This window comes from Comamonas denitrificans (genome assembly GCF_017368815.1).
Taxonomy (GTDB): Bacteria; Pseudomonadota; Gammaproteobacteria; order Burkholderiales; family Burkholderiaceae_C; genus Comamonas; species Comamonas denitrificans.
On the sequence record NZ_JAFNME010000059.1, the window covers coordinates 1 to 6,526 of the forward strand.

Below are 6,526 nucleotides of genomic sequence, written 5' to 3' on the forward strand. Positions count from 1 at the left end.
GCCACTGCCTGCCACGCCCACCAACGGGGGCTGCCGCGATGCGCGGTACAGTGAAATCTCCCGCCACTTCGAGCTGGAACCCGGCTCGGACTGCGGTACCTTCAGCCTGCGCGGCTACCGGCCGTTGAGCGTTTCCGTGGTGCAAGGCAGCCGGGTCAATGGCCAGCCGTTTTCGCCCAGCCGGGGGGCGGCGCTGGCCCAGAATTACCAGCGCCATGAAATGCGCATCCAGGTCTCGGCCCGCACCAAAGTCGCCCAAGGGCTGCTCACCGGCCCGCGCTCCAGCGGCAAGGATTCGCTGTGGTTTGGCTACACCCAGCAGTCGTATTGGCAGTTGTTCAACGGGGGCATTTCGCGGCCATTTCGCTCGACCGACCATGAGCCGGAGGTGTTCTATGTGTATCCCACCGATGCCCCGCTGCCCTGGGGCGGGCGCTGGCGCTACAGCGGCGTGGGGCTGGTACACCAGTCCAACGGCGAGAGCAACCCCCTGTCGCGCAGCTGGAACCGTTGGTATGTGATGACCGGGGCCGAATGGCGCAGCGGCTGGCAACTGCACCTGAAAGCCTGGAAGCGCGTGGCCGAAAACGCCGAGAACGACGACAACCCCGGCATCCAAGACTACGTGGGCCGGGGCGAGGCCCGGTTGCTGTGGAACGTCAATGACCAGCACATCCTGGGCCTGACCGTGCGCGGCACGCCGGGCCGGGGCCGGGGATCGGGCCGCCTGGAATGGCTGCGCACCCTGGGCGAGGGCTGGAACGGTGGCAAGAGCAATCTGCGCCTGCACGTGCAGCTGTTCAGCGGCTACGGCGACAGCCTGCTGGACTACAACTACAAACGCACCGCCTTGAGTGTCGGCCTGAGCTTGCTGGACTTTTAAATAGCTGAAATTATAAAAATGATAGCTTTTTGCGCTTAATGCGTCATTGTTTTGTAATTATTCGAATTGAAAATGTCTTTTCAAAAGCGCAATCAGCTATTAAATAAATAGTCCATGGCACTGTGGCCTGTGCCTGCAATGGGGCAAGCAAGCCCAGATCGTGCCGGTAGATTAGGTTTTATTGCGCCCAGGTTTGGCCTAAGATGCAGCCCCAAGGTTTTCCCATGAAATTGCAATATCAGCTCAAAGCCGGCAGCTACTACCTGTATGACATGCGCGATACACCCAGCGCAGTCACAGGCGAGCGCCGCTTTAAGCTGAAAACGGACTTGCTGGCCATCGCCTTTGATGCCTACACCGGCGAGTTGCACCAGCACGGCACCCCCGCGCGCATTCAATCTTGGGCCGCGACCAAGCGCCGCCGCCTGCGGGCCGCTGGCCTGTGGCAAGAGGCGGCCGACATCATCGTCATCAGCGGCCCGTTTCCGGTCGATGAAATCAACAAGTGCCTGTGGATCAAAGGCTATTGCCGCCGCTTGCTGCAGCGCCTGTCCTCGCTGCCCCACGGCAAACTGCAGGCCTGGAGCAAAAACTACGGCAAGCGCCGCGCAGCGGCCTAAACCAACCGCTCAAAATAAACAGCGCCAACGAAACAGCGCCGCCGCATCAAGCCGTCGGAGTGCACAGACTGTGCAGCACCCCAATGCGCAGGGCCCCCTGGGCGGGCACCATGGCCTGCAGCTGCAGGGTGTGAAAAAGGGCCAGCAGCACACTTAACCCCCCGGCAACCACCGGTGCCTTGTCGGCCCGCAAACCTGGCAGGGCCAGCTGCCCGATATGGCCGCAGCGCAGCAGTTGCGCACGCAGCCAGTACACCTCTGCGCGGGTAATGGGGCTGGCACCGTGGCCGTGGGCGGCCAGCACATCGCTGACGGCCGTGGCGGTGCCCGCCGAGGCATAGGCACAATCCCAGCTGCCAATGGGGAACAGCGTGGTCGCCTGCGCCAACACGGTGCTGGCCGCCGCCTCTGCCTGGGCGAAAGCCGCTTCGGACAACACGCCATCGCCAAAAAACCGCCCCGTCCACAGCACACTGCCCAGCGGGTAGGAGGCCAGCTGCTGGGCTTGCAGCCCTTGGCCCAGGGTGATTTCGGTCGAGCGCCCGCCCAGATCGACGATCAAGCGCCGATCGGTGGACGGCGGCAACTGGCTGGCCACGCCTCGGTAAATGAGCGCCGCTTCTTGCTCACCACTGATGATGTCGATGGGCAGCCCCCCCAGCAGGCGGCTGCCTTCGCGCACAAAGTCGGCGCTGTTGCGCGCCTCGCGCAGGGTTTGCGTGGCCACGGCACGGGCGTGTTGAACCTGGTGCTGGTGCAGCAGCTGGCCAAATTCGGCCAGGCAGGCCCAGCCCGCTTGCATGGCAGCGGCACTTAAACAGCCGTTTTCCAGACACGCCCCCTGGCGCAGCGTGCGTTTAATGTAGTGTTGGCGAACAAATTCGCTGCCCCGGAAAAAGCCAATCTCCAGACGGAAACTGTTCGATCCAAGGTCAATGGCGGCGATGGTCGGCGGGTGCTCCATGGCAAATCCTGGCAGGCGGGTAAGCGCGTGGTTTTACCAGTTTTATGCCCATAATTTTTATGCCTTGGCAAAAAACAGGATCGACATGACCAGCCCCGTCAGCACAATGCCCCAGCGCAGCACAGGCGCGGGCAGTTTGCGGGCGATGCGGGCCCCGCCATAGCCCCCGGCGGTGGCGGCCACCATCATCAGCAAGGCCTGGGGCCACAGCACGATGCCCCCGGCCGCGTACACCGCCACCGCAATGGCGGTGAGCAGGGTGGAGACCAAATTTTTCATGCCATTCATGGCGTTCAGATTGGTTTGCCCCAGCAGGCTGAACAAAGCCAGGCACAAGATGCCCAAGCCCCCGTTGAAGTAGCCCCCATAAAAAGCCACGGCGAACATGCCGATGGCGGCCTTTGCTGTGGATGCAGCCCCGTGCTTTTGCCCCGCCGCCCAGGCGCGGATTTGTGGGCCAAAAGCAAACAAGGCGGTTGCGCCCAGCAGTAGCCAGGGGACAACTTTTTTGAACGTAGCGTCCGAGGTGACCAGCAGCAGCGCCGCTCCGGCCGCGCCGCCAATCAAAGACAGGGCGATTGAGCGCCCCATCGTCAGCCCAGGCGGTGCCGCCATGTCTTCACGAAACCCCCAGGTGCTGGCCGCATAACCGGGCAGCAAGGCCACGGTGCCGGTGGCATTGGCCGTGACCGCCGGTACGCCGGTAAACACCAGGGCGGGCAGGGTCAAAAAACTGCCGCCGCCGGCCACGGCATTCAAAGCGCCTGCCAAAAATGCCGCTACCAGCAGCAGTGCCACATGGTCGATTGGCCCAAACATCTCCATCGCTATCCCCTTGGTGCAAACGAACGAAAGGCTGATCTTAGGGGGATTGCGGGGGCTGCCACCCCAAGCCAAGGGGGGCCAAGCAGGTTAAGCAGTTTTTACCGTGCGAGGCGTTCACGCGGCGATGGCTGCGGGGCAGGGCAGGGCATCCGGGCCGCACAGGGCGGTGTTGCGCTTAAAAAAATGCAAGCAAAAAATGCAAGCAAAATTTATATTTTTGTATAATATATTTTTTCTTCAATTGTTGATCTCTCAACAAACTTGTAACTCACCCAAAGGAGTGCTTTCATGAAAGTCAATGTCGGCGGTATCGACCGCATCTTGCGTATTTTGGTGGGGGTGGTGCTGGTTGTCCTGGCTGCGACAGGCCTGGTGGGCTGGTGGGGGTGGTTGGGCGTGGTGCCACTGGCCACGGGCTTGTTCCGGTTTTGCCCCGCGTACCCGCTGCTGGGCATCAACACCTGTCCGCTCAAGCGCGATTGAGCGCTTATTTTTTGATCACAATGCAAATGCCTTGCGTTTGCCGCCTATTTGGCTTGTGCTTTAAGGTACGTACTTTTACTTTGCTTGCCTTTTGCCATGATGCCTACGATTGATGCCCCAGCCCCTTCTGCCGCCATTGATTTGGAGGTGATGCGCGAGCACGCTACGCAGGTGGTGACAACGCTCAAGCTGCTGGGCAACGCCGATCGTTTGCTCTTGCTGTGCCAATTGGCCCAACAAGAGCGCACCGTGGGCGATTTGGAACAGCTCACCGGGGTGACCCAGCCCACCTTGTCGCAGCAGCTGGGCATTTTGCGGCGCGAGGGCGTGGTGAGCACGCGCCGCGATGGCAAGTTCATTTGGTACCAGCTGAATGATCCGCGCATTTTGCAGCTCATCCAAACCATGTACCGCCTCTATTGCCCGGTTTGATGGGGAGCGTGGTGGGCATGTACGCCCAGATCTGGCCGCTGGTGCTCACCATAGCCATGGTTGCGGGTTATTTTCTGAAGCAGTTTTTTTGGCCTGCGCCAGCCACGCGCAAGCACGAACAGCTGCGCCTAGACTGGTTGCAATCGCTCACCACCACGGCCCAGACCGAGGTGCTGGGGGTGCAGACGATTCGCAACTCCCTCATGTCCTGCACCATGACGGCCACGACGGCCACCCTGGCCTTCATGGGCGGCGTGACATTGCTGCATGGTGATGGGCTGGCGCAGGTCGAGCGCCAGCACATACTTTACTGGCACGCTTTGGCGGTGTTGCTGCTGTTGGGGCTGGCATTTATCACGTCGATGCTGGCGGCACGGCAATGGCACCATGCCGGGTTTGTCGTGGGTATGCCAGTGGCCAGCCCGCAGCGCCAGCAGTGGCTGGAGGTGGGCCAGACCAGTTTGCGCCGGGCCGGGCGCTATTACGCGGCTTCGGTGCGGTTGATGATGTGGTGTGTGCCCATGCTGCTGGTGGGCCTGTTTCCGGTCGTGGGGTTGGTCAGCGCCGGGCTGTTGTTGGTGCTGCTGTTGCTGGGGATTGACCGCTAGCCCTCTTTGTTTACCTTTCCCGCGCGGGGGCAGCGGAGGCTTAGTCCTTGGCGTAAGGGTCGGGGTAGCCCAGTTCTTGCAGGATGGCGGTTTCGTAGTCTTCCATCTCTTGGGCATCTTCCTCGCTGGTTTCGTGGTCCCAGCCTTGGGCGTGCAAGGTGCCGTGTACCAGCAGGTGGGCGTAGTGCGCTTCCAGGGTTTTGCCTTGCTCCAGCGCTTCGCGTTCGACCACGGGGGCGCACAGCACCAGGTCGGCCACCACGGTGGGCTCTTGCTGGTAGTCAAAGGTCAGCACATTGGTGGCGTAGTCTTTGTGGCGGTATTGGTGGTTGAGTTGTTGGCCTTCGCTGTGGCCGACGATGCGCACGGTGATTTCCGCATCCAGCGCCAGGGCGTGGCGAATCCAGCGCGTGACGTGGCTGCGCGTGAGCACGGCGCGGTGGCGGGCCAGCTGGTCACGGTCACCGTCAAAGAGGTTGCGGCCAAATTGCAGCGATAAGCGCAGTTGGTTCAGGGCCATGGTGGGGTTTCCTTTTAAACAATAGCTGTTACCGCTGATTTTGATGGGTATTTTGGTGCTTTATGCATTCAAAGCTTTATTAAATAAGTGCAAATAGCTATGCATTTTGCATCACTGCCAGCAGCAAACCCAGGAAGAGCAAGGCCGCCAGCACGGCCAGACTGATCTTCACCCAGCTGTACGGGCGCTCGCCGGCAATGGCTCCGGTGTAGCCGTTGGCGACGATCTGGAAGGTTTTTGCGCCGTAGGTGTAGCTGACCAGCCACACCGGCACCAGCACATGCTTGAAGCTGCGCCCCTGGTACTGGCGCTGCATGGACAGGTTGCGCCAGGTGTCGCCCGGAATCTGCCGGATGCACAGGCTGCGCAGGGTGTGGTCCATGTCTTCTTCGTTGATTTTGGCGGCTTGGCCCAGGTTGATTTGGTAGCGTTCCACCGTCCAGCCGCGCACAAATTCGGGGCTGTAGGGTTGTAAATCGGTGGTCGTGGGAAAGGGCTCGATCTGGCGCAGCAGGGCGCGGTGTACGCCCGCCGTGCCGGGCACCAGGGCATCGTCAAAAAAGTGCTGCAGCTGGCCCGCTGCCGGCTCCCAGCGCGTGTGCTGCACTTGGCGGGTTTGCACGTTGCCGTTGTTGTCGCGGTAGGTCTCGGTGGTGTAGTAGTAATAACCGGCCTGGGCCTGCCACTGGGCGCTGGCGTGGGCATCAAACGTCCAGTACGGCAGGTAGATGCCGTGCAGGGTATCGGTCAGCGCAGCGGTTTTGAGTTTGTTCGGGGCAAACCAGCGGCTGCCGTACCACTGGCGGATGCGGTCGCGGATTTGCCCGTTGCTGATTTTGAACGGCAAGATGCTTTGCGGCGTAATCGCCTCGCCGCCGCCGGTATGCGCCACGATGGCGGGCGAGCCGCAAAAATCGCAGCGCTGCGCCGTGCGCTGGGCATCAAACACCGAAATGGCGCGGCAGTTTTGGCATTCGACCTCGTAGCGCTCTTGCCCCCAGCCGCGCCCGCTGGCCGGATTGCGCAGGGCTTGGAGCAGGTCTTGCTCGGCAATAGCGCTGGGGTCGTCAGCGTGGGCGCTGGGTGACCAGGGGGCGGTGGTGCCGCAATAGGGGCAGCGCAGGTTTTGCGCCTGGGGGTGCCACTCCAGATTGCCGCCGCATTCTGGGCAGGGGTGTTTGCCCACGGTGG

General features: G+C 61.6%; 9 protein-coding genes. 5 read left to right on the forward strand and 4 right to left on the reverse strand.

The window, feature by feature from the left end; translation table 11 throughout:
- Positions 1-883 (forward strand): phospholipase A (locus J1777_RS14015; protein WP_207576287.1); only part of this gene is annotated, 883 nt, incomplete at its 5' end.
- 224 nt (positions 884-1,107) lie between these two features.
- Positions 1,108-1,503, forward strand: coding sequence for a hypothetical protein (locus J1777_RS14020; RefSeq protein WP_207576288.1), 396 nt, complete (start codon positions 1,108-1,110; stop codon positions 1,501-1,503).
- 46 nt (positions 1,504-1,549) lie between these two features.
- Here J1777_RS14020 and J1777_RS14025 read toward each other — a convergent pair whose 3' ends face one another.
- Positions 1,550-2,467 carry a Ppx/GppA phosphatase family protein gene (locus tag J1777_RS14025; RefSeq protein WP_207576289.1) on the reverse strand — a complete coding sequence of 306 codons (918 nt, stop codon included), beginning with the start codon at positions 2,465-2,467 and terminating at the stop codon, positions 1,550-1,552.
- Between the two features lie 57 nt (positions 2,468-2,524).
- Entirely contained in the window at positions 2,525-3,286 is a 762-nt protein-coding gene (locus tag J1777_RS14030) for a sulfite exporter TauE/SafE family protein (RefSeq protein ID WP_423220555.1), read from the reverse strand.
- A 294-nt stretch (positions 3,287-3,580) separates the two neighbouring features.
- On the opposite strand from J1777_RS14030, the gene J1777_RS14035 reads away from it, so the two are divergent.
- The 3 genes from J1777_RS14035 (at position 3,581) to J1777_RS14045 (ending at position 4,815) form a co-directional block, all read left to right on the forward strand.
- Positions 3,581-3,775 (forward strand): YgaP family membrane protein, encoded by a 195-nt coding sequence (locus tag J1777_RS14035; RefSeq protein ID WP_207576291.1) that lies wholly within the window; start codon positions 3,581-3,583, stop codon positions 3,773-3,775.
- 99 nt (positions 3,776-3,874) lie between these two features.
- Positions 3,875-4,207, forward strand: a complete 333-nt coding sequence (locus tag J1777_RS14040; RefSeq protein WP_207576294.1) for an ArsR/SmtB family transcription factor — start codon at positions 3,875-3,877, stop codon at positions 4,205-4,207.
- 17 nt (positions 4,208-4,224) lie between these two features.
- Complete coding sequence (locus tag J1777_RS14045; RefSeq protein ID WP_207576292.1) at positions 4,225-4,815, forward strand: DUF599 family protein; 591 nt, start codon at positions 4,225-4,227, stop codon at positions 4,813-4,815.
- A 40-nt stretch (positions 4,816-4,855) separates the two neighbouring features.
- Here the strand turns inward: J1777_RS14045 and ybeY are convergent, their stop codons facing one another.
- Positions 4,856-5,335 (reverse strand): rRNA maturation RNase YbeY, encoded by a 480-nt coding sequence (gene ybeY, locus J1777_RS14050; RefSeq protein WP_207576293.1) that lies wholly within the window; start codon positions 5,333-5,335, stop codon positions 4,856-4,858.
- 97 nt (positions 5,336-5,432) lie between these two features.
- A complete protein-coding gene (locus J1777_RS14055) occupies positions 5,433-6,521 on the reverse strand; it encodes a zinc ribbon domain-containing protein (protein WP_207576295.1) in 1,089 nt (362 codons plus the stop codon).
- Positions 6,522-6,526 lie beyond the last annotated feature (5 nt).